The organism is Paracoccaceae bacterium Fryx2 (genome assembly GCA_032334235.1).
Lineage (GTDB): Bacteria > Pseudomonadota > Alphaproteobacteria > Rhodobacterales > Rhodobacteraceae > JAVSGI01.
The window spans coordinates 1079659-1099269 of the sequence record JAVSGI010000005.1 but is presented as its reverse complement, the minus strand read 5'-3'; the positions used below and the strand labels follow the sequence as shown (position 1 = coordinate 1099269).

General features: G+C 68.1%; 18 protein-coding genes. 9 read left to right on the top strand and 9 right to left on the bottom strand.

Annotated features, from left to right (window positions below):
• Positions 1–2: 2 nt before the first annotated feature.
• Together RNZ50_14450 and RNZ50_14445 are read left to right on the top strand one after the other, a co-directional pair.
• Positions 3–1388: a TolC family outer membrane protein gene (locus RNZ50_14450; GenBank protein MDT8856198.1), complete on the top strand. Its 1386-nt coding sequence runs from the start codon at positions 3–5 to the stop codon at positions 1386–1388.
• Between the two features lie 99 nt (positions 1389–1487).
• Positions 1488–2441: a hypothetical protein gene (locus RNZ50_14445; GenBank protein ID MDT8856197.1), complete on the top strand. Its 954-nt coding sequence runs from the start codon at positions 1488–1490 to the stop codon at positions 2439–2441.
• Between the two features lie 78 nt (positions 2442–2519).
• Here the strand turns inward: RNZ50_14445 and RNZ50_14440 are convergent, their stop codons facing one another.
• Positions 2520–2846, bottom strand: a complete 327-nt coding sequence (locus tag RNZ50_14440; protein ID MDT8856196.1) for a DUF6280 family protein — start codon at positions 2844–2846, stop codon at positions 2520–2522.
• A gap of 216 nt (positions 2847–3062) precedes the next feature.
• Here RNZ50_14440 and efp point away from each other — a divergent pair, with 216 nt between their 5' ends.
• Positions 3063–3626, top strand: coding sequence for an elongation factor P (gene efp, locus RNZ50_14435; protein MDT8856195.1), 564 nt, complete (start codon positions 3063–3065; stop codon positions 3624–3626).
• Between the two features lie 77 nt (positions 3627–3703).
• Here the strand turns inward: efp and RNZ50_14430 are convergent, their stop codons facing one another.
• Together RNZ50_14430 and RNZ50_14425 are read right to left on the bottom strand one after the other, a co-directional pair.
• The gene (locus tag RNZ50_14430; protein MDT8856194.1) at positions 3704–4459 is read right to left on the bottom strand and encodes a folate-binding protein; all 756 of its coding nucleotides are present in this window, start codon (positions 4457–4459) and stop codon (positions 3704–3706) included.
• A 59-nt stretch (positions 4460–4518) separates the two neighbouring features.
• On the bottom strand, positions 4519–6189 hold the full coding sequence (locus tag RNZ50_14425; protein MDT8856193.1) for an ABC transporter ATP-binding protein: 1671 nt from the start codon (positions 6187–6189) through the stop codon (positions 4519–4521).
• Positions 6190–6443: 254 nt separating this feature from the next.
• Between RNZ50_14425 and RNZ50_14420 the strand changes: the two genes are divergently transcribed.
• The gene (locus RNZ50_14420) at positions 6444–7646 is read left to right on the top strand and encodes an aminotransferase class V-fold PLP-dependent enzyme (protein ID MDT8856192.1); all 1203 of its coding nucleotides are present in this window, start codon (positions 6444–6446) and stop codon (positions 7644–7646) included.
• 169 nt (positions 7647–7815) lie between these two features.
• Here the strand turns inward: RNZ50_14420 and RNZ50_14415 are convergent, their stop codons facing one another.
• Positions 7816–8760: a diguanylate cyclase gene (locus tag RNZ50_14415; protein ID MDT8856191.1), complete on the bottom strand. Its 945-nt coding sequence runs from the start codon at positions 8758–8760 to the stop codon at positions 7816–7818.
• Positions 8761–8898: 138 nt separating this feature from the next.
• Entirely contained in the window at positions 8899–9258 is a 360-nt protein-coding gene (locus tag RNZ50_14410) for a DUF305 domain-containing protein (GenBank protein MDT8856190.1), read from the bottom strand.
• Between the two features lie 238 nt (positions 9259–9496).
• On the opposite strand from RNZ50_14410, the gene RNZ50_14405 reads away from it, so the two are divergent.
• Together RNZ50_14405 and RNZ50_14400 are read left to right on the top strand one after the other, a co-directional pair.
• On the top strand, positions 9497–10285 hold the full coding sequence (locus RNZ50_14405; protein ID MDT8856189.1) for a gamma-glutamyl-gamma-aminobutyrate hydrolase family protein: 789 nt from the start codon (positions 9497–9499) through the stop codon (positions 10283–10285).
• 57 nt (positions 10286–10342) lie between these two features.
• Positions 10343–11026 carry a D-lyxose/D-mannose family sugar isomerase gene (locus RNZ50_14400; protein ID MDT8856188.1) on the top strand — a complete coding sequence of 228 codons (684 nt, stop codon included), beginning with the start codon at positions 10343–10345 and terminating at the stop codon, positions 11024–11026.
• Positions 11027–11059: 33 nt separating this feature from the next.
• On the opposite strand, the gene RNZ50_14395 is transcribed toward RNZ50_14400, so the two are convergent.
• From RNZ50_14395 to kynU, 4 genes are all read right to left on the bottom strand, one after another.
• Complete coding sequence (locus tag RNZ50_14395) at positions 11060–11920, bottom strand: L,D-transpeptidase (GenBank protein MDT8856187.1); 861 nt, start codon at positions 11918–11920, stop codon at positions 11060–11062.
• A gap of 109 nt (positions 11921–12029) precedes the next feature.
• Complete coding sequence (gene kynA / locus RNZ50_14390; GenBank protein MDT8856186.1) at positions 12030–12878, bottom strand: tryptophan 2,3-dioxygenase; 849 nt, start codon at positions 12876–12878, stop codon at positions 12030–12032.
• A 227-nt stretch (positions 12879–13105) separates the two neighbouring features.
• Positions 13106–14314: an NnrS family protein gene (locus tag RNZ50_14385; protein ID MDT8856185.1), complete on the bottom strand. Its 1209-nt coding sequence runs from the start codon at positions 14312–14314 to the stop codon at positions 13106–13108.
• Positions 14315–14472: 158 nt separating this feature from the next.
• Complete coding sequence (kynU, locus tag RNZ50_14380) at positions 14473–15669, bottom strand: kynureninase (protein ID MDT8856184.1); 1197 nt, start codon at positions 15667–15669, stop codon at positions 14473–14475.
• Positions 15670–15858: 189 nt separating this feature from the next.
• On the opposite strand from kynU, the gene RNZ50_14375 reads away from it, so the two are divergent.
• The 3 genes from RNZ50_14375 to RNZ50_14365 all read left to right on the top strand — a co-directional run bounded on the left by RNZ50_14375 (position 15859) and on the right by RNZ50_14365 (position 19457).
• Positions 15859–16305: an isoprenylcysteine carboxylmethyltransferase family protein gene (locus RNZ50_14375; protein ID MDT8856183.1), complete on the top strand. Its 447-nt coding sequence runs from the start codon at positions 15859–15861 to the stop codon at positions 16303–16305.
• Between the two features lie 134 nt (positions 16306–16439).
• Positions 16440–18011 carry a Re/Si-specific NAD(P)(+) transhydrogenase subunit alpha gene (locus RNZ50_14370; GenBank protein MDT8856182.1) on the top strand — a complete coding sequence of 524 codons (1572 nt, stop codon included), beginning with the start codon at positions 16440–16442 and terminating at the stop codon, positions 18009–18011.
• Between the two features lie 12 nt (positions 18012–18023).
• Complete coding sequence (locus RNZ50_14365) at positions 18024–19457, top strand: NAD(P)(+) transhydrogenase (Re/Si-specific) subunit beta (GenBank protein MDT8856181.1); 1434 nt, start codon at positions 18024–18026, stop codon at positions 19455–19457.
• Positions 19458–19611: the final 154 nt, after the last annotated feature.

Genomic DNA, 19611 nt, shown 5'->3' with positions numbered 1-19611 from the left:
CCATGCGCGGTATCAGGGGATACATGACGGCGGCGCTCGCCGCGGTGGCGCTGATGGCGGCACCTGCGCTGCGGGCGGAAACGCTGACCGATGCGCTGATCGCGGCCTATCGCAACAGCAACCTGCTGGACCAGAACCGCGCCCTGCTGCGCGCCACCGACGAGGATCTGGCGGTGGCGGTGTCGAACCTGCGGCCGGTTATCGATTTCACCGCACGGTCCACCTATACTTATGCCGAAGGGCAGAACCTGTTGGGTGCCGCGACGGTGTCCGAGACGCTGAGCACGGTGTTCGTCCTGGCGGCCGAGCTGATGCTTTATGACTACGGTCGCAGGGCGCTGGCGGTATCTTCGGCCAAGGAATCCGTTCTGGCGACGCGCGAGGCGCTGATCGACCTGGAACAGCGCGTGCTGCTGGCTGCGGTCGATGCCTATGTGCGGGTGCGGCTGAACGAGGAAATCGTCCTGCTGCGCCAGAGCAACGTCCGGGTGATCACCCAGGAGCAGCGCGCCGCCGAGGACCGTTTCGAGGTGGGCGAGGTCACGCGCACCGATGTGGCCATCGCGGAATCGCGGCTGGCATCGGCGCGCGCCAATCTGGCCGAGGCCCAGGGCAATCTTGCGCTGGCCCGCGAAAGCTACAAGGTGGCGACCGGGGCCTATCCGGGCCGTCTGGCCCCTCCGCCCGCCGCGCCGCGCCGCGCCGCCTCGCTGGAGGATGCCCGGGTTGTGGCCCGCCGCGGCCATCCGGCCATCCGGCAGGCGCAGCGCGAGGTCACGATTTCCGACCTGAGCGTGCAGATTGCCGCCGCCAACATGGGGCCGACCCTCAGCGCGCGTGCCCAGCTCTCGACCGACGACAACGGCGAGGACACGAGATCGCTGGGGCTGACCTACAACCAGACGATCTATGCCGGGGGCAGGCTGTCGGCCCTGTATCGCCGGGCACTGGCCGGGCGCGACTCGTCGCGGGCCAACCTGTTGCAGACCGTGCTGCTGATCGAACAGTCAATCGGCAACGCCTGGGCCAACCTGTCGGTCGCAGGCGCCAGCATCGAGGCGACCGACCGCCAGATCCGCGCGGCGCAAACCGCCTATGACGGCGTTCGCGAGGAGGCGGCGCTGGGCGCGCGCACCACGCTCGACGTGCTGAACGCCGAGCAGGAACTGCTGGACGCCAAGGCCTCGCGCCTGTCGGCCGAGGCGACGCGCTACATCGCGGTCTATACCCTGCTGCAGTCGATGGGCCTGCTGACGGTCGACCATCTGCGGCTTGGCATCCCGACCTATGACCCTGCGGCCTATTACAATGCGGTCAGGAATGCCCCGGCCACGTCGAGTCAGGGCAAGAGTCTGGACCGGGTGATGAAATCCATCGGTCGCAACTGACACAGGCGGACAAATCGTTAACCGGGTCTGCGTCCTTTTGTTGTAACGGTCATACGGGCGGACTAGGCTTTTTCATCTGTCCGCATGTCCGGGAATCCCATGTCTGAACCCATGACCACCCATGATATCGAGGATGTCCTGTCCTCCATCCGCCGTCTGGTGTCGGAGGATCTGCGCCCCGCGCCCCGCCCGGCGCCCCAGGCGGATGGGGCGGACAAGTTGATCCTGACTCCGGCGCTGCGCGTGGTGGCCCGGGAAGAGCCTGCGCCCGGCGCGGTGGGGGGGCAGGGCGGCGACAAGGATGCGGCCTGCCCCTGGCCCGCTGCGGGCGCGCAGGACAGGGCGGTTCCGGCGCCGGAGCCATCTGCCGAACCCGAGATCGCCGCAGACTGGATGCCCGAGGCAGAAGACGATCCGTCCGACGACATGCCCGAAGCCGGGAGCGACCTGCAAAGCCTGCTCGACGGGCTGACCGGCCGCACCCCGCCCGAGGCGGAAACCGACCCCGACGCCCCGACCGGCACGCTGGGTGCGGCGGTGGCGGCGATGGGGGCCGCCGTCAGCGACCGGAACGAGGATTGGGAGGCCGAAGCCGCTGCACCTCCGGATCACTTCGATATCCGGGCGCCCGAGCCTGCCGATGCGGCAAGGGCCGGGGCTGTCGAGGATGCCGAGGTGATTGGCGAAACCCCGGCCCGGGTGCCGGAACCCGACCGGGGCACGGCAGCCGTGGCCGAGGACGGCCTCGGCGCGCCGGAACCCGACTGGGCCGCAAGGGTGCGGGCCACCCAGGCCCGTGCCGATCAGGCCGAGGCCGAGGCGGTAGCCGAGATCCTGGGGGCCGAGGCGGCCGCGCAACCGCAACCGGCCGAGACGGTGGGGGTTTTCGACGAGGAAGACCCGGTGCTGGACGAGGAGATGCTGCGCGATCTGGTGCGCGACATCATCCGCGAGGAATTGCAGGGCGCCCTGGGCGAACGGATCACCCGCAATGTACGCAAGCTGGTGCGGGCCGAAATCAACCGCTCGCTGGCAAGCCGCGACTTCGACTGAGAGGCCGCCGCGGCCGACAATGAAAAGCGCGCGCCGCGAGGCGCGCGATCTGCATTTCCGGGCCCGTCGGCAGGAAGATCAGGCGGCTTCCGCCTGATCGTGTTCTGCCGCGTGGCGACGTTCGCTTTCCTCGCGCGACAGCGCGACCGAGGTCCGCACGCCCTTGCTGACGAATTCCATCAGCCCCTTGACCACCCGTTCGTTGGGGTCGATGCCGGCGCAGGACAGCACTTCGCGACCGTCGCGCGACCGTGCCCAGCGGGCGATCTGCTCGGGGCCGTTGCCATACTTCTTGTCGTCCGCGATGGCATCATCGAGGGCAGCCAGAACAACCGCCGCAAAAAGTTTGCGCGCGCGCTGCCCTTGTTCGTAGTTGAAGGCGGTCCCATCAACGAAATCGACCATCTCTTCGTCCTTTATTCTTGCTCTTGTCTTTTTTGCGTCTGGCGAACCTAGCGAGTTGGAGACGATTCGGGGCTTCCACTTTGGAATGACTGTCATGCGTGGCGTGCATGGCTCATCCCGGTGGACCACAGCATCTAGTCGTCTTGCCAGCGGTTCAATGCACATATATAGGGACACGATCCCTTTCTTCAACCTTTTGACAAGGTTTTGTCCAAAATGCCCAAGATCAACGGCAACGAAATCCGCCCCGGCAACATCCTGGAGCATGACAACGGTCTGTGGGCTGCGGTCAAGGTGAACCATATCAAGCCCGGCAAGGGCGGGGCTTTCGCTCAGGTTGAACTGAAAAACCTGCGTGATGGCCGCAAGTTGAACGAACGCTTCCGTTCTGAAGACAAGGTCGAACAGGTCCAGCTGGAGATGAAGGACCAGCAGTTCCTTTATGAAACCGACGGCCGCCTGGTGTTCATGGACAACACCTCCTACGAGCAGATCGAGATCGACGCCGAGCTGCTGGGCGACCGCCGCCCGTTCCTGCAGGACGGCATGATGGCCTCGGTACAGTATTTCGGGGACGAGGCGCTGGCCGTGTCGCTGCCGCAGAAGGTGGTCTGCAAGATCGTCGAGACCGAGCCGGTGCAGAAGGGCCAGACCGCGGCCAACAGTTACAAGCCCGCCATCCTCGACAATGGCGTGCGGATCATGGTGCCGCCCTTTGTCGGGGTGGACGAGATGATCGTGGTCCATACCGAACTGATGGAATATTCGGAACGCGCCTGACGCGGTCGGGCCGCGCCGCGAATTTTCTACGAAAATTCTGATTTTTCGTAGAAAAATCGCAGGCGGTGCGGGGCGTTTCAGGCCAGCCGCAGCCGCGCGGGCCCGGCCTGCATCTCGCCCTCCGCCTGATCGAAGCGCAGGTGCGCGAGGCCGAAGCCGCCCGACCGGGTGAAAAGCCGCCCCACCACCTTGGCCCCCGCCGTGATCTCGGTGCCCACCGGGGCCGAACCATCGACCGCCACGCGGGCAAGCCCCTTGCGCAGTTCGGTCTTGTGCTTCATCCGCGCCGTGACCTCCTGCCCGACATAGCAGCCCTTGCGGAAATCGACGCCGTGCAGCCGCTCGAACCCGGCTTCAAGGATGAAGGTGTCATCGGGGATCAGTTCGATCCCGGTTTCGGGAATGATCTCTGCCACCCGGATCGAATCCCAGTCGATCGCCGCGTCGCCGCCCGCCGCCCCGTAGTGCCGCCAGCCGAGGGCAGGGTGGCGCGGGTCGGGCATCGCCCCTTCCGGCGCGGCCCCGAGGCCGCGCGTCACCGTCAGGTCTGCGGGCGTCCAGCGCACATCGGCGCGCAGCCGGTACATCGTCAGGCGGCGCAGCGTGGCGTCGGCCAGCGTCTCGGGCAGATCGAGCAGCAGCGCCGCGCCGGTTGCCACCACGAAGAAATCGGCCAGATACTTGCCTTGCGGCGTCAGCAGCGCCGCCCAGACGATCCCCGGCCCGCGCCCCAGCGGCAGCACGTCGTTGCTGACGAGGCCTTGCAGGAAGGGCAGGGCATCGCCACCCTCCAGCGCCACAACCCGCCGCCCCGTGACCGTTTCACCCTGCATCGTCACGTCTCCTGCAAATCACATCTGGATATGGGGCGGCGTGCGCCCGGTGCCAGCCCTCAGCCCTGAAACTGCAACCGGCAGAGGTCGGCGTAAAGCCCGCCACGGGCGATCAGTTCGTCATGCGTGCCCTGATCGACGACCACGCCATGATCCATCACCACGATGCGGTCGGCCTCGCGCACTGTCGCCAGCCGGTGGGCGATCACCAGCGTGGTGCGCCCGCGGCCAAGGCTTGCCAGCGCCGCCGCCACCAGTGCCTCGGATTGCGCGTCCAGCGCCGAGGTCGCCTCGTCCAAGAGCAGCACCGGCGCGTCGTGCAGCACGGCGCGGGCGATCGAGACGCGCTGGCGCTGCCCGCCCGACAGGCCCGAGCCACGCGGCCCGGCCGGGCTGTCCAGCCCATGCGCCAGCGCGGGCAGGAAGTCGGCGACATGCGCGGCCTCCAGCGCCGCGCGCAGCTGCGCCTCGGGCACGTCGCGGCCCAGCGTGACGTTCTCGCGGATGGTTTCGTCGAACAGCGCCGAATCCTGGCTGACCACCGCGAACATGCCGCGCAGCGTGCCAAGGTCGAGCGTGGCGGCATCGACGCCCGCCAGCGTGATCCGCCCGCCCGAAGGGTCGGCAAGGCCGGTCAGCAGGTTGAACACCGTGCTCTTGCCCGCCCCCGAGGCGCCGACCAGCGCGGTCATCCGCCCGGCCTCGGCCACGAAGCTGACGCCGTTCAGCACCTGCTGGTTGCCATAGGCGAAGCGCACATCCTCCAGCCGGATTTCGGGCGCGCCTTTCGGCAGGGCGGGGCCGTGCAGCGGGCGGGGCAGGGTGGCGGGGGGCAGGTCGAACAGCCGGAAGATCCGCTCGAGGCTCGCCGCCGCCGTCTGCCAAAGGCCCGACAGGTCGCCCAGCCTCCGCAAGGGCTGGAAGGTCAGCGCCATGGCGGTGAAGAAGGCCATGAACTCGCCGGTCGTGCGCTCGCCCGCCGCCACTTCGGCGCCGCCCAGCATCAGCACGGCGAAAAAGCCGATGCCGGTCACCACGTCGATCAGCGCCGGGATCATGCTGCGCCCCATCACCATGCGCAGCTCGCCCCGGATGATCGCCTTGACGATGCGGCGGAAGCGGTCGGACTGATAGCCCTCCATCCGGTTCAGCTTGATCGCCTGGATGCCGTGGAATATCTCGTCCAGCCGGGTGGCGCGCATCCCGGACTGTTCGCGCATCTGCATGGTCTTGCGCCGGATGTATCGCTGTATCGCCACGGTGGGCAACAGCAGCAGCGGCGTGCCGATCAGGGCGGCCAGCGTCCACCACGGGTCGATCGAGACCGCGACGGCGAACAGCGACACCAGCGCCACGGCATCGCGCCCCAGACCCGCGATCAGCATCGTCCAGACCCGCTGCACCGCGACCGTGTCGCCCTGCACCCGTTCCATCAGCGCGCCGGGCGGGTTGGTCTGGAAGAAGCCCGCGTCCAGCGTCAGGATGTGGCGCAGCAGGTCTTCCTGCATCGCAGTCGAGCTTTTCTGCGCCACCGCCGTCAGCAGCGCCTTGGAAACCACGGATGTCACCGCCCGCACAATGAACAGCCCGAGGATCCCGACCCCGACCCAGATCAGCAGGTCGCTGCCGCCCGGGGCGAACACCTTGTCGAACAGGGGCTTGATCAGGTAGCTGAGCGCGCCCAGCGTGCTGCCCTCGATGAACATGAAAAGCGTGGCCAGCGCCACCATCCCGGTGTGCGGCCGCAGGTAGCGGCCCCAGAGCCTGCGCATCAGGTGGGCCGAGGTATAGGCGGCGTCGGTCGGTTCGGGGGGCAAGGGGCTGGCCTTTCCTGTGCCGCCCGCCATGGCCGGGGCCTGCGGGCATGGGCCGCGTCTAGCGTGAAATGCCCCCCGGTTGCAAGGCGCGGGCCACGCCGGGTGCGGCGCATTGACCTTGCCCGGCCCCAGGCGTAGCCAAGGCAAAGCAGCGCGGAGAGCCCCCCATGAACCTGTCGAACGGACGCCAGTATCTTGCCATTCCCGGCCCCTCGGTCATGCCCGACCGGGTGCTGGCCGCGATGCACCGGGCGGCGCCCAACATCTATGAAGGGGGCCTTCACGATCTGGTGGCCGGCCTGTGGCCCGACCTCAGGGCGGTGGCCTGCACCACGCAGAACGTGGCGATCTATTCCGGCAACGGACATGCGGCGTGGGAAGCGGCGAATGCCAACCTGTTCAGCCGGGGCGACCGCGCGCTGGTGCTGGCGACGGGGCGGTTCGGGGTCGGCTGGGCGGAATCGGCGCGGGCGCTGGGGGTGGCGGTCGATCTGCTGGATTTCGGCAAGTCGGCGCCGGTCGATCTGGCGCGGGTCGAGGATGCGCTGCGGGCCGATGCCGCCCACGGCATCAAGGCGGTGCTGCTGACCCATGTCGATACCTCCAGTTCGATCCGCAACGACGTGCAGGGCGTGCGGCGGCTCTTGGACACGCTGGGGCATCCGGCGCTGCTGGCGGTTGATTGCATCGCCTCGCTGGCCTGCGACGCATACCGGATGGACGACTGGGGCGTCGATGTCACGGTGGCGGCCAGCCAGAAGGGGCTGATGACGCCGCCGGGGCTTGGCCTCGTGTGGTTTTCCGACCGCGCGCGGGAACGCTGCGCCGGGTCGGACCTGCGCACCCCCTACTGGAACTGGGAGCCGCGCGCGATGGGGACCGAGTTCTGGCAGTTCTTCGGCGGCACCGCGCCGACGCACCACCTGTTCGGCCTGCGCGAGGCGCTGACCATGATCCTGCACGAGGAGGGGCTGGAGAATGTCTGGGCGCGGCACGAGGTGCTGGCGGGTGCTGTCTGGGCCGCGTTCGAGACCTGGGGGCAGGGCAACCCCGCCATCGCGCTGAACGTGGCGGACCGGGCGTTCCGGGGCCGGTCGGTCACCGCGGCGCGGCTGGGGGCACCCCATGCCACACGGCTGCGCGAATGGACCGAGCATCAGGCGGGGGTCACGCTGGGCATCGGGCTGGGCATGGCGCTGCCGTCAGAGCCGGAATACCATGGCTTCCTGCGGGTGGCCCACATGGGGCATGTCAATGCCCACATGACGCTGGGCGCGCTGGCGGTGATGGAGGCGGGGATGCTGGCGCTCGGCATCCCGCATCAATCGGGCGGCATCTTGGCGGCAGCGCGGGTTGTGGCAGGGGCCTGACCGGCGGCTGGGCTGCCGCCCGCCGTCACGCAGTCATGGCATCCAAGACAGCGTCCGGCCGACGTGCGGGGCCGGACTGAAGGCGCCGCATCGCGCCGTCACGGCAAATCGGGTGCATCACGCGTTGTGGGGCCCGGGGCCGGAACTGCGGGCGCTGCCCCCATCGCCGTCAAAGCATCGACGAATGCTTCTGGCCACCTTGCGGCGCCCAGGGGCCGGAATGCAGGCGCAGCACGCCGCGCCCGGATGACTTTGCCTTGTAAAGCGCGGCGTCGGCACGGGAGAAGACCGTCTCGAACGTATCGGACTGCCACAGGGCGGTCATGCCGGCGCTGACGCCGATGCGGTCGGATCCGCTGACCGGCATGGTGGACAGGCTGGCGATCACCTGTTCGGCAAAGTCGGTGGCTTGCCGCCGGGTATAGCCCTTCAGGATCACGGCAAATTCATCCCCGCCAAGCCGCGTCACGAAATCGTCCGGCTGCAGCGCCGACACCACGTGGGCCGCGAAGGTGCGCAGGATGTTGTCGCCCGCCAGATGGCCCAGTGTGTCGTTGATCGCCTTGAACCCATCCATGTCGAACAGCAGGAACCAGATCGGAGTATCCGTCCCGGCGCCGCTTTCCCACAGCGTCTCCAGCCGGTGGTGCAGCGCGGCGCGGTTGCCAAGCCCGGTCAGCACGTCTTCGTGCGCCAGCCGCTTCAGGCGGTCCACGGTGTGGCGCGCCTCGGTCACGTCGCGCTGGATGGCGCCGAAATACTGCAGTTGGCCGTCGTCGTCGAACAGCGGAACAATGTGCATGTCGAGCCAGTAGGGCGTGCCGTCGCGCGAATAGTTCAGCACCTCTTCGCGGCAGCCCTGACGCCGGTCCAGCGCATGGCGGATCCGGCGCAGGGCGTTCTGGTCGGTGCCGGGGCCTTGCATTATCCGCGGCGACTTGCCGATGAGCTCGTCCTGCCGATAACCCGCGATCCGGCAGAAAGCCGGATTGGCGTAGACGATGGATGGCCCATTGGGGTCGGTTTCGGGCACGGTCGTGATCAGGATGGCATCATTGACCGCTTCGACAAGGGCTCGCATCGCACGGGTTGGCATCCAGGCTGTATTTGGCATCTGTCCCTCGATGACTTTGCGGCACTGTCGGACTCACTACTCCTTGAGGACTAGATAAAATATCAAAAGGATACAACTTGTCTATTTAGACATGTCGTGCCCTTCTGCCTGCGCCTTGCTGACGCAGAGGGCCCGCGCCTAGGGTGCGTTTCGGGCCAGCCAGTCGGTCATCCAGGCGATTTCGCTGGTCTGGGCGGCGAGGACGGCCTCGGCCAGTTTGCGCACCTCGGGGTCGGTGCCATGGTCAAGCACGATCTGCGCCATCTCGACCGCGCCCTGATGGTGCGGAATCATGCCCCGGATGAAATCGGCATCCGGGTTGCCGGTGTAGGGCAGGGTCATGGCGGCGTGCATCCTGGCGTTGGCTTCCATGAAGGCCAGCGTGGCGGGGCTTTCCTTGCCGGTCATGGCGTGGCCGGAATGGTCCATGGTCTGGGCGGTCAGCGGGGCGGCAAGGCTTGCGGCAAGGGCAAGCGCCAGGGCGGTCAGGCGGGTCATGGCGGTCTCCAACTGTTGAGGTCGCACGATGCAGGCTTCCCGTTGCGGGAAGGCAAGTCACGTCCGGGTGATCCGTGGCCGGCCTGCGTGATGCCCAATCGGCGGGCAGCCGCCCAGGGCGGCGGCGCCCCCTGCCCGAATGACGGGCATTCGCGGCCGGAACCGTGCCATGGCCCCTTCTCCACCGGCCCGCGACGCCCTATCATGTGACATGCGCGTAACATTTTCCGGACAAGCCATGCCCCGCCCGTCCAGCCGCCGCCCCGTTGTCGGCATCATCGGAAACATGAACCTGCTGGAGCAGAGTTATCCGGTCCACGCCGGGGGCACGATGAATTCCGAAGCGGTGTCGCAGGTTGCGGGCTGCCTGCCGCTGATCATCCCGACCGATCCGCGTTTCGTCACGGTGGATGAACTGCTCGACCTGTGCGACGGTTTCCTGCTGACCGGCGGCCGACCGAATGTTCACCCTTCGGAATACGGCGAGGATGAAACGCCGGCCCATGGCGCCTTCGACCGTTGCCGCGACGCGATCACCCTGCCGCTGGTGCGGGCATGCGTCGAGCGCGGGCAGCCCTTCCTCGGCATCTGCCGCGGCTTTCAGGAGGTGAACGTCGCGCTGGGCGGCACCCTGTTCCCCGAGATCCGCGACCTGCCGGGGCGGATGAACCACCGGATGCCGCCCGATGGCTCGATCGAGGAAAAGTTCGCGCTGCGCCACAAGGTGCGGTTTTCCACCGGCGGGCCGTTCCACCGGATGCTGGGAGCGGAAGAGGTGATGACCAACACGCTGCACGGGCAGGGCATCAACCGGCCCGGCAAGGGCGTGGTGATCGACGGCGTGGCCCCCGATGGCACGCCCGAGGCGATCTATGTCGCGGATGCGCCGGGCTTTACCCTGTCGGTGCAGTGGCACCCGGAATGGAACGCCTGCAACGACCCGGTGTCGCGGCCGCTGTTCGCCGCCTTCGGGCGGGCGGTGGCGGCCTTTGCGGCGGGCGACACCCCGGTGCGGCTGACCGCCTGAGCCTTGCGTTTTGCCGGGTGCCGGGCAAAGCTTGGCCCCGGGATGCAGGGGGCGGGGATGCAGCGCAGTCGTATCAACCGGATCATGGCAGAGGCGGACGCATTCATCCGCTCGTTCGGCTTCGTGCTGCCGCCGTTTGCCTACTGGGCGCCGGAAGCCTTTGCAGCACGCCGCGATGCCGGGCGGATCGTCGATGCCCGCATGGGGTGGGACATCACCGACTACGGGCAGGGGCGGTTCGACGAGCTGGGGCTGTTCCTCTTCACCCTGCGCAACGGCGACCTTGCCGACCTGCGGCGCGGCGGTGGCATGTGCTATGCCGAGAAGCTGCTGATTTCGCGGCAGGATCAGCTTTCGCCGATGCACACCCATGTGATCAAGGCCGAAGACATCATCAACCGCGGCGGCGCCACGCTGTGTGTCGAGCTGTTCGGGTCGGATGCGGCGGGGGCGTTCGATGCGGGGGCGGGGGGCATGGTGCGCTGCGACGGCATCGCGCGGGCGTTCGCGCCGGGCGAGGTGCTGCGGCTGGCACCGGGCGAAAGCGTCACGCTGATGCCTGGCGACTGGCACGCCTTCTGGGGCGAGGGCGGCGACGTGCTGATCGGCGAGGTCTCGACCGTGAACGACGATGTCACCGACAACATCTTCCGCGATCCGATCGGGCGATTTGCCGAGATCGAGGAGGACGAGCCGCCGCTGCACCTGCTGGTCAGCGACTACCCGCGCTGGCTGGGGTAGGGCCCCGGGCGCAAGGCGGCCCGGGGTGTCGCCTCAGAGTTGCAGCGCCGGGGGCACCAGCGGCAGCGGGGCGGGCACGAACAGCGGCATCCCGTTCGGCGGCGTGGTGGCGGGGGCAGCGGCGGGTGCGGCTTCCGGCAGGGCCGGGGTTTCGACCGGCGCGGCCGCCGGGGTCACCACCGGGGCGGGGGCCTTGGCCACCTTCTTCGGCGCGGGCGGCGGCAGCTTCAGGCCCGATGGCGCGGTGCCGTCGGCATTCAGCACCACCACCTTGGCCCCGTTCGGCACGCGCTGATACAGGTCCATCACGTCCTGGTTGATCATGCGGATGCAGCCCGACGAGGCGCTGCGCCCGATCGACTGCCAGTCCGGCGTGCCGTGGATGCGGTAGCCGTAATCGACGCCGTTGGTCGTCAGGTAAAGCGCCCGCGCGCCCAGCGGGTTGGTCGGCCCGCCCGGCTGGCCCTTTTCCCATTTCGCCAGTTTGGGGTCGCGTTCGATCATCTCTTTCGGCGGTGTCCAGGTCGGCCAGTGCTTGCGGTCGGTGATCAGTGCCTCGCCCGACCATTCGAACCCGGCGCGCCCGACGGAAATGCCGTAGCGGATCGCCTGGTTGGGGCCGGTCACCAGATGCAGCACGCGCTGGCCTGGGTTGATGATCACCGTGCCGGGGGCTTCCTCGGTCGGGAAATAGATCGTCTGGCGCTGGAACTGCGGCGGCACCTTTTCCACCGGCACGGCGGGCACGGTGAAGCTGCCGTCCTTGGTCGCCACATAGGGGTCGGTGAAGGTCTGCGGCGGCGGCGGCTGGACCAGCCCCGCCTCGACCAGCGCCGGGTCGGGCACGCAGCCCCCCAGCATCGCGGCAATGCCCGCCGCCACAAAGATATTCATGCCAATACGCCGCATCCGCAAATTCCCTGACCTGCCGGGCCAGCCCACGCGGCCCGGATTCTGTTGCCTCCCCTAATCGATACTGGAGCCATGTGCCCGCGTCAAAGGGTCACAATGTCGTGCGCAGGTGCCAAAGTTCGGGGAAAAGCTCGACCTCCAGCATCCGGCGCAGATATTGCACGCCCGACGTGCCGCCGGTGCCGCGCTTGAAGCCGATCACCCGTTCGACCGTGGTCACGTGGTTGAAGCGCCAGCGGCGGAAATAATCTTCGAAATCCACCAGTTTCTCGGCCAGTTCATAGGCTTCCCAGTGTGCCTCGGGGTCGCGGTACACGGTTTCCCACACCGCCTGCACGCCCGCGTGCGCCACCCAGGGCCGCGCGAGGTCGCGGGTCAGCACATCCTGCGGCACCGGCAGACCGATGCGCGACAGGTGGCGCAGCGCCTCGTCGTAAAGCGAGGGGCGGGCAAGTTCGGCCTGCAGGCGGGCCAGGATGTCGGGGCGGTGGGCGTGGGGGCGCAGCATCGCGGCGTTGCGGTTGCCCACGGCATATTCGATCAGCCGGTATTGCCAGGACTGGAAGCCCGACGACTGCCCCAGCCCGTCGCGGAAATGGGTATATTCCGACGGTGTCATGGTGCGCAGCACGTCCCAGGCGGAATTGAGCTGCTCGAAGATGCGCGCGATCCGGGCCAGCATCTTGAAGGCGGCGCGGGCCTCGCCTGCGGCGATGGCGCGGCGGGCGGCGTCAAGCTCGTGCAGCGCGAGGCGCATCCACAGCTCTGAAGTCTGGTGCTGGATGATGAACAGCATCTCGTCATGCGCGCCGGTCAGCAGGTGCTGGGCGGTCAGGATCCGGTCGATGTGCAGGTAGTCGCCGTAGGACATGCGGCCGTCGAACGACATTTCGGCGCCGTCATCGGCGGGGTTCATCGGGCAGCGCGGGGGTGTGGTCATGGGTGTGCTCCGTCAGCGGGCAGGGCCTCCGCCGGGCGGAGGGGTTCAGGCGGACTGCGGGGCGGGTCTTGCGTTCCTGACCGCGCCTTGCGCCAGCTTGCGCCACAGGCTGATCCAGCCCGAGGGGCGGCAGAGCGGCAAGGCGTTGGCGGCGGGACGTGGCATGGCGGCCTTTCTGTCGGTTCTCTGGTGATAGGATGCCTGCGGCATTCTGTCCAGCGCGCTGGTCAGGCGCGGGGTCCGCTGAACACCGGGCGCTGCACCGCGCCGCGCAGGGTGGGCAGGAAGGCCAGCACGAACAGCCCCCAGCCCGTGACCCACGCCAGCGCCGCTCCGTCGGTCAGGTCGGGCACCAGCGCCGGGGCAAGGCTCGCGGCGGGCAGGGTGGCGAGGCGCAGGACCGTGGCAGCCCAGATCAGCGCATAGGCGGCGATCAGCAGGGGGCCCGCCTGCAACGCGCCCTCGGTGCGGCGGGCGGCGGCGCGGGCGGCGATCGACAGGATCATCCCGCCCATCGCCCCCATGGTCAGGGCGTGCAGCGCATCGGCCTCGCGCATCAGGTCGGGCAGCAGGCGGGCAAGGCCGGTCAGCACAAGGCCGACGGGCAGCCACAGGAAGGTCAGGTGCAGCATCGCCAGCAGCGGGTTGCGCAAGCCCGCACGGCTTTGCCAGCCCGCCAGCCGCCACAGCTGCGCCGCCCCCGCCGCGATCAGCGCCAGCGCACTGGGCGCTTCCGCCCCGGCCAGCGTCAGGGCAAGGGCGGTGAACAGCAGCGCCAGACCAAGCCGGTCGGCCATGAGGTTTTCGCGCGGGGCGGCGTCGGACCCGATGCTGCGCAGCCAGTTGCCGGTGAAGGCGGGCAGCATCTTGCCGCCGATGATCGACACCTTGATGACGAAGAACATCACGAGGCCCCGCGTCAGGGTGGCGGTATCAAGCCCCTCCAAGCCGCGGGTAGAGAGCAGGAACAGCGCGTCGCCGACCCCCAGCGCCGCCACCGCCGCCGGGAAGCCGAGCTTGCCCCAGGCGCGGGTGGCGACGATCTCGCGCGCCAGCAGCCCGGCCACCAGGCCGAAATACCCAAGTCCCGGCGCCAGCAGCACAGGCGTCGGCAGGTGGTCGGCAAAGGCCATCGCCAGCCGCGCCAGCAGCCACAGCGCCACCACCGCCTGCAACGTGCGTCCGGTGATCGCGGGCCGCCCGGTCCAGCTTGAAACGGCCGTGAGGAAATAGGCTGCCATCGACGCGCCGCCGAAGCCCAGCAGCATCTCGTGCGCGTGCCAGAGCGTCGTGGTGCCAAGGGTCGGGCTGGCGAGGCCCGCCAGCGCCCCCCACTGCCACCATGCCAGCGCGGCCACCGACCACAGCGCCGCCGCAAGGAACAAGGGCCGGTGCGGGGCAAGCCAGAGGTCGGAGATGGGCAGAAGTCTGGGCATCGGATCGCCTGCGGTTCGGGGCGGTTCTGGCGGGTTTTGCCGGGGAAGCCCAGCCGGTTCGCGCGGGTGGACGGGGCCGCAACGCCGCAGGGCGGGCTGCGGCCCCGGGGGGCCGGATGCCTCCGGCGGGGATATTTGGGCAAGGTGAAACCCCGGGGTCAGGTCACGCGGGCGCGGGTGCGGTATTCGGGGCGGTCCCACAGGTCATGGTGCATCACCTCGGCAAGGATGGCGATGGCGCGGGCAACCTCGTCCTCGCCGATATAGAGCGGGGTGAAGCCGAAGCGAAGGATGTCGGGGGCGCGGAAGTCGCCGATCAGGCCGCGCGCGATCAGCGCCTGCATGATGGCGTAGCCTTCGGGGTGGCGGAAGCTGACCTGGCTGCCGCGTGTAGCATGGTCGCGCGGGGTGGCAAGGGTCAGGCCGGGGCAGGCGGCCTCGACCCCGGCGATGAACTGGTCGGTCAGGCGCAAGGACTGGGCGCGCACGTCCGCGATGCTGGCGATATCCCAGACATCGAGCGCGGCGTCGAGGGCGGCGAGTTGCAGCACCGGCGGGGTGCCGACTCGCATCCGCTCGATCCCCCGGCCGGGGCGGTAGCCGAGGTCGAAGGCGAAGGGCTGCTCGTGGCCGAGCCAGCCCGACAGTGCCGGGCGGGCGGTTTCGGCGTGTCGCGGGGCGACGTAGATGAAGGCCGGGCCGCCGGGGCCGGAGTTGAGGTACTTGTAGGTGCAGCCCACCGCGAAGTCGGCGCCGTCGCGGGCCAGTTCGACCGGCAACGCCCCGGCAGAATGGGCCAGATCCCAGATTGCCAGCGCCCCCGCCGCATGGGCGCGCGCGGTCAGTGCCGCCATGTCGTGCCGACGGCCGGTGCGGTAATCGACTTCGGTGATCAGGATCGCGGCGACGCTTTCGTCTATGGCGGCCTCGACATCCCCGGGCGCCACGGTTTTCAGCGCGTAGCCGGGGCCCAGTGTTCTCACCAGCCCTTCGGCCATGTAGAGGTCGGAGGGGAAGTTGCCGGTATCGGACAGGATCACCCGGCGGTCGGGGCGCAGGTCGAGCGCCGAGGCCAGCGCCTGATAGACCTTGATCGACAGCGTGTCGCCCATCACCACGGTGCCCGCATCGGCCCCGATCAGCCGCGCCACGCGGTCGCCGATGCGGGCGGGCTGGTCCATCCAGCCGGCCTTGTTCCAGCCGGTGATCAGCAGCTTGCCCCATTCGTCGGTTATGGTGCGCGCCACGCGGGCGGCGGCGGCCTTCGGCATCGGGCCGAGCGAGTTGCCGTCAAGGTAGATCACGCCTTCGGGCAGGTCGAACAGCGCGCGGGTGGCGGTGAAGTCGGTGGTCATCGGGGGCTCCCATTCTTTCGGGGCAGGCTGCACCCGGAACGGCGCGCATTCAAGCGGCAACTGGCAGGTATTTCAAGCTTGAACCTTATCGGGGCGCGATTTGGTGTCGCGCCCCCGGAATGGCATTGCCAAGACGGGGGGCTGCGTGACTATCTGCGAGCGATGACCGAAGCGGGCGGGGAGAGAATGGTGCAGAAACTGCTGGATTTTCCACCTGTCTGGCTGCTGGCCTTCGTGGGGGCTGTCAAGCTTTCGTCGCTGGTGCTGCCCTGGGGAGTGTTCGGGTCGTCGGGGCGCAGCGTGGGGGCGGTGCTGGCGATCATCGGGGTCGGGCTTTCGGTGGTGGCGGCGGCGCAGATGGCGCGGCGGCGCACCACCGTCATTCCGCACCGGCGCCCCAGCGCGCTGGTCACCGGCGGGGTGTTCCGGCTGACGCGCAACCCGATCTATCTGGGCGACACCTTCCTGCTGGCGGCGGCGATCCTGTGGTGGGACGTGCCGCTGGCCGCGCCCTTGCTGGCGATCTTCATGCTGGTCATCCAGGCGCGGTTCATCCTGCCCGAGGAAAGCCGGCTGCGCGCCGCCTTCGGGGCAGAGTTCGAAGCCTGGGCTGCCCGCACGCGGCGCTGGATGTAGCCGGGACACGGCGGACGGAATGCGCAGCTTGCCGCAGGGCGGCTAGCCGCTTGCGAAATATTGTTGCGCAGTGTTAAAGGAAACGGCTTGAATGATGCGGGCGCCCGACGGCGGCGCAAAACGGGGGAGATACAGTGAAGATCGGGGCACCCAGAGAGATTTTCGAAGGCGAGGCGCGCGTCGCCATGACGCCGGATTCGGCCGTGCTGCTGCACAAGCTGGGTCATGTCTGTGTCGTCGAATCCGGCGCGGGGGCGAAGGCCGGGTTTTCGGACGAGGCCTACCGCGCGGCGGGGGTCGAGGTTGTGCCCGATGCGGCGGCGCTGTTCGCGGCGGCGGATGTCGTGGTCAAGGTGCGCGGCCCCGAGCCTGCCGAGGCCGAAATGCTGCGGCCGGGGCAGACGCTGATCTCGTTCTTCTGGCCCGCGCAGAACCCGGATCTGCTGGAGCAGTGCAAGGCAAAGGGTGCCACCGTCATCGCGATGGACATGGTGCCCCGCATCAGCCGCGCGCAGAAGATGGATGCGCTGTCGTCGATGGCCAACATCGCGGGCTACCGCGCGGTGATCGAGGCCGGGGCGAACTTCGGCCGCTTCTTCACCGGGCAGGTGACGGCGGCGGGCAAGGTGCCGCCGGCCCGCGTGCTGGTCGTGGGGGCCGGGGTGGCCGGTCTTGCGGCGATCGGCACGGCGACCAGCCTTGGCGCCATCACCTATGCCTTCGACGTGCGGCCCGAAGTGGCCGAGCAGATCGAATCCATGGGGGCGAATTTCGTCTATCTCGATTTCGAGGAAAGCCAGGACGGGGCGGCGACCGGCGGCTATGCCGCGCCCTCCAGCCCCGAGTTCCGGGAAAAGCAGCTGGCGAAGTTCCGCGAGCTGGCGCCCGGGATCGACATCGTGATCACCACCGCGCTGATTCCCGGCAGGCCCGCGCCGAAGCTGTGGACCGCCGACATGGTGGCGCTGATGAAGCCCGGCTCGGTCGTGGTCGATCTGGCCGCCGAACGCGGCGGCAACTGCGACCTGACGGTGCCCGACCAGAAGGTGGTCAGCGACAATGGCGTGACCATCGTCGGCTATACCGATTTCCCCAGCCGGATGGCGGCGCAGGCATCGACGCTTTATGCCAACAACATTCGCCACATGCTGACCGATCTTACACCGAAGAAGGATGGCGCGGTCTTCCAGAACATGGAGGATGACGTGATCCGGGGGGCCACGGTCACCCATGACGGCGCGATCACATTCCCGCCGCCGCCGCCGAAGGTGAAGGCGATTGCCGCCGCCAAGCCGAAGGAAAAGGCAAAGGAACTGACGCCCGCCGAGAAGCGCGAGCAGGAAATCAGGGTCTTCCGCAAGCAGACCCTCGGACAGGTGGGGATGCTGGTGGGGGGCGGCGCGCTGATCGGGCTGATCGGCGCCTATGCACCGGGCGAGTTCATGGCGCATCTGATCGTCTTTGCGCTGGCCTGCTTCATCGGCTTCCAGGTGATCTGGAATGTCAGCCACAGCCTGCACACGCCGCTGATGGCGGTGACCAACGCGATCTCGGGCATCGTGATCCTGGGCGCGCTGTTGCAGATCGGGTCGGGCAACTGGCTGGTGGTCATACTGGCCGCAATTTCGGTGCTGATCGCCACGATCAACATCGTGGGGGGCTTTCTGGTCACGCGCCGGATGCTCGCCATGTTCCAGAAGTCGTAAGGAGGGGTGGCCATGAGCATTGGTATCGTACAGGCTGCCTATATCGCGGCGGCTGTTCTGTTCATCCTGTCGCTGGGCGGGCTTTCGGGGCAGGAAAGCGCCAAGCGCGCGGTGTGGTACGGCATTGTCGGCATGGCGCTGGCGGTGGCGGCCACGGTGTTTTCGCCCGACGTGGCGAACGTCTGGATCATCGCGGTGATGGTGGCGATCGGGTCCGTGCTGGGCGTGATGGTGGCGACCCGGGTGCAGATGACGGAAATGCCGCAACTGGTGGCGGCGCTGCATTCCTTCGTCGGCCTCGCGGCGGTGTTCATCGGCTTCAACGCCGACATCGAACTCGCCCGCGTGCTGGGCATGGACGACACGGCACGCCAGAGCCTGATCGGCTTTGCCAGCAAGCTGGCCGAGAAGAGCGCAGTCGAGATTGCCATCCTGCGGGTCGAGGTCTTCCTTGGCGTGTTCATCGGGGCGGTGACCTTCACCGGGTCGGTGGTGGCCTTCGGAAAGCTGGCGGGCAAGGTTGACGGCAAGGCGAAGAAGCTGCCGGGCGGGCACATCCTGAACGCGGCCGCCGCGGCGGGGTCTGTGGCGCTGGGCGTGCTTTACTTCAACGATGCCGGGATCTGGGCGCTGCTGCTGATGACGCTGCTGGCGTTCTTCATCGGCTATCACCTGATCATGGGCATCGGCGGCGCCGACATGCCGGTGGTCGTGTCGATGCTGAACAGCTATTCCGGCTGGGCGGCGGCGGCGATCGGCTTCACGCTGGGCAACGACCTCTTGATCGTGACCGGCGCGCTGGTCGGGTCTTCGGGCGCGATCCTGAGCTACATCATGTGCAAGGCGATGAACCGGTCGTTCATCTCGGTGATCCTGGGCGGTTTCGGCAACACCAGCGGCCCGGCGATGGAAATCGCGGGCGAGCAGATCGCCATCGACGCCGAAGGGGTGGCCGCCGCGCTGAACGATGCGGATTCGGTGATCATCATCCCGGGCTACGGCATGGCGGTGGCGCAGGCGCAGCAGTCGGTCAGCGAGTTGACCCGCAAGCTGCGTGCGAAGGGCAAGACGGTGCGCTTCGCCATCCATCCGGTGGCGGGGCGTCTGCCGGGGCACATGAACGTGCTGCTGGCCGAGGCCAAGGTGCCCTATGACATCGTGCTGGAGATGGACGAGATCAACGAGGATTTCCCCACCACCGATGTGGCCATCGTGATCGGCTCGAACGACATCGTGAACCCGGCGGCACAGGAAGACCCCAACAGCCCGATCGCCGGGATGCCGGTGCTGGAATGCTGGAAGGCCAAACAGGTGTTCGTGTCGAAACGCGGCCAGGGAACCGGGTATTCCGGCATCGAGAATCCGCTGTTCTTCAAGGAAAACACCCGAATGTTCTATGGCGACGCAAAGAAATCCCTCGACTCGCTGTTGCCGATGATCGACTGATCGCGACCGCCGCGAATTTTCTACGAAAATTCCTGCACCGCCCCCGGCCCGACCAAGGCCGGGGGCGTCGTGCCGCCGCCGCAGGTGCGATGCGCCCGGCATGCCGATGTATTCCGGCAATTCGCTGGAATCGCCCGGAAAAGGCGACTACATC

What these genes read in the sequence shown, in the direction of transcription:
- RNZ50_14450 (MDT8856198.1), top strand. Translation starts at nt 3, where the DNA reads ATGCGCGGTATCAGGGGATACATGACGGCGGCGCTCGCCGCGGTGGCG.
- kynA (MDT8856186.1), bottom strand. Translation starts at nt 12,878, where the DNA reads ATGACCACACCCCCGCGCTGCCCGATGAACCCCGCCGATGACGGCGCC.
- kynU (MDT8856184.1), bottom strand. Translation starts at nt 15,669, where the DNA reads ATGACCACCGACTTCACCGCCACCCGCGCGCTGTTCGACCTGCCCGAA.
- RNZ50_14410 (MDT8856190.1), bottom strand. Translation starts at nt 9,258, where the DNA reads ATGACCCGCCTGACCGCCCTGGCGCTTGCCCTTGCCGCAAGCCTTGCC.
- RNZ50_14400 (MDT8856188.1), top strand. Translation starts at nt 10,343, where the DNA reads ATGCAGCGCAGTCGTATCAACCGGATCATGGCAGAGGCGGACGCATTC.
- RNZ50_14430 (MDT8856194.1), bottom strand. Translation starts at nt 4,459, where the DNA reads ATGCAGGGTGAAACGGTCACGGGGCGGCGGGTTGTGGCGCTGGAGGGT.
- RNZ50_14365 (MDT8856181.1), top strand. Translation starts at nt 18,024, where the DNA reads ATGAGCATTGGTATCGTACAGGCTGCCTATATCGCGGCGGCTGTTCTG.
- RNZ50_14385 (MDT8856185.1), bottom strand. Translation starts at nt 14,314, where the DNA reads ATGCCCAGACTTCTGCCCATCTCCGACCTCTGGCTTGCCCCGCACCGG.
- efp (MDT8856195.1), top strand. Translation starts at nt 3,063, where the DNA reads ATGCCCAAGATCAACGGCAACGAAATCCGCCCCGGCAACATCCTGGAG.
- RNZ50_14445 (MDT8856197.1), top strand. Translation starts at nt 1,488, where the DNA reads ATGTCTGAACCCATGACCACCCATGATATCGAGGATGTCCTGTCCTCC.
- RNZ50_14440 (MDT8856196.1), bottom strand. Translation starts at nt 2,846, where the DNA reads ATGGTCGATTTCGTTGATGGGACCGCCTTCAACTACGAACAAGGGCAG.
- RNZ50_14420 (MDT8856192.1), top strand. Translation starts at nt 6,444, where the DNA reads ATGAACCTGTCGAACGGACGCCAGTATCTTGCCATTCCCGGCCCCTCG.
- RNZ50_14395 (MDT8856187.1), bottom strand. Translation starts at nt 11,920, where the DNA reads ATGAATATCTTTGTGGCGGCGGGCATTGCCGCGATGCTGGGGGGCTGC.
- RNZ50_14405 (MDT8856189.1), top strand. Translation starts at nt 9,497, where the DNA reads ATGCCCCGCCCGTCCAGCCGCCGCCCCGTTGTCGGCATCATCGGAAAC.
- RNZ50_14425 (MDT8856193.1), bottom strand. Translation starts at nt 6,189, where the DNA reads ATGGTGGCGCTGGCCACGCTTTTCATGTTCATCGAGGGCAGCACGCTG.
- RNZ50_14415 (MDT8856191.1), bottom strand. Translation starts at nt 8,760, where the DNA reads ATGCCAAATACAGCCTGGATGCCAACCCGTGCGATGCGAGCCCTTGTC.